This is a genomic window from Streptomyces beijiangensis (genome assembly GCF_017315755.1).
Taxonomy (GTDB): Bacteria; Actinomycetota; Actinomycetes; order Streptomycetales; family Streptomycetaceae; genus Streptomyces; species Streptomyces beijiangensis.
In genome coordinates this window covers 1-1,144 of record NZ_JAFLRJ010000693.1, presented here as the reverse complement: position 1 = coordinate 1,144, position 1,144 = coordinate 1, and the positions used below count along the sequence as shown (strand labels likewise).

2 protein-coding genes are annotated in these 1,144 nt (G+C 66.9%); one reads left to right on the top strand and one right to left on the bottom strand.

Annotation, left to right across the window (positions count from 1 at the left end):
• On the top strand, positions 1-270 hold a 270-nt coding region (locus J0695_RS38385), incomplete at its 5' end, for a hypothetical protein (RefSeq protein ID WP_206969475.1).
• On the opposite strand, the gene J0695_RS38380 is transcribed toward J0695_RS38385, so the two are convergent.
• Entirely contained in the window at positions 248-1,102 is an 855-nt protein-coding gene (locus J0695_RS38380; RefSeq protein WP_443727013.1) for an outer membrane protein assembly factor BamB family protein, read from the bottom strand. The genes J0695_RS38385 and J0695_RS38380 overlap by 23 nt on opposite strands.
• Positions 1,103-1,144 lie beyond the last annotated feature (42 nt).

The following is a 1,144-nucleotide window of genomic DNA, read 5'->3' as shown; positions in this document are numbered from 1 at the left end:
GTAGCCGTAGCCGGGCTGGGGCTGCTGAGGCGCCTGGGGCGGCTGGGCATAGGGCTGCTGGGGCTGGCCGTACGGCTGCTGGGGCGGCTGTCCGTACGGCGGCTGCGGCGGCTGCGGCTGCTGTCCGTACGGCTGCTGGGGCGCGCCGAAGCCGCCCTGCGGGGGCTGGGGTGGCTGGTTCGGCGGCTGGTTCGGCGGTGGTGGCGGCTGCGTCATCTCAGGTCTGCTTTCGGTGCGCTGGTAGCCGTCACTTGCCGTACGCCAGCATGATCTTGTCGGTCGAGTCGTCCTTGCCGTCGACTCGGGTGGACATGATGATCGAGCGCCCGTCCACGTACTCGACCTTCCGCGAGAAGAAGCCGTTCTCGATCGAGGTCGTCGTCTCGGGGTGCTGGAGCAGCACCGTCGCCTTGCCGCCCGACGGGCCGATGCTGGTGATCGCGCCGGCCTTGTCGTCACCCGGCTCCAGGTACGCGATCAGATTGGCGCCCTCGGTCCGCAGCGGGATCGCGGTGCGTCCTTCACCCGCCGCCGAACGCCACTTCACCTTGCCGGTGTTGAGGTCGATCCCGACGATCTCGTTCTGCCGGCCCGCGCTCGTGGACTGCGTCGGTGTGGTCGGCAGATAGAGGGTGTTGGCGTCCGAGGCCACTCCGGTGCAGCTCTGCATCTCACCGACGAAGATCGACATCCCGCAGCTGGGCTGGAAGGTGTCCTTCAGGTGGAGCTCCGAGCGGAAGGCGCCGTTCGGCTTCAGCGAGAGGATGTTCCAGGTCTTCTTCTTGGAATTGGAGACATAGAGGATGGGCGGGGAGGTCGAGTAGACCTTCTTCACTTCCCAGCCGGTCGGGAGCCTGTACGTCCAATTGGCCTTGCCCGTCGCCGGGTTGAGCTCCTGGACCTGCGCCCCGGCCTCCTTGCCGCCCGNNGTGTTGCCGTTCTTGACGCCGACGACGATCTTGCCGTCGGCGGTGGACTGCTGGGGTGCGCCGCAGATCTGGGTGGGGAGGGTGATCGTCCATTTCTGCGTGCCGTCGGCGATTCCGTAACCGGTGATGTTCTTGTACATCGCCTTGGCGACGGTGTCACCGGTGAACCACATGCCGTACTGGTCGGAGCCGTTGCGCGGCAGGTCGACCTTGTT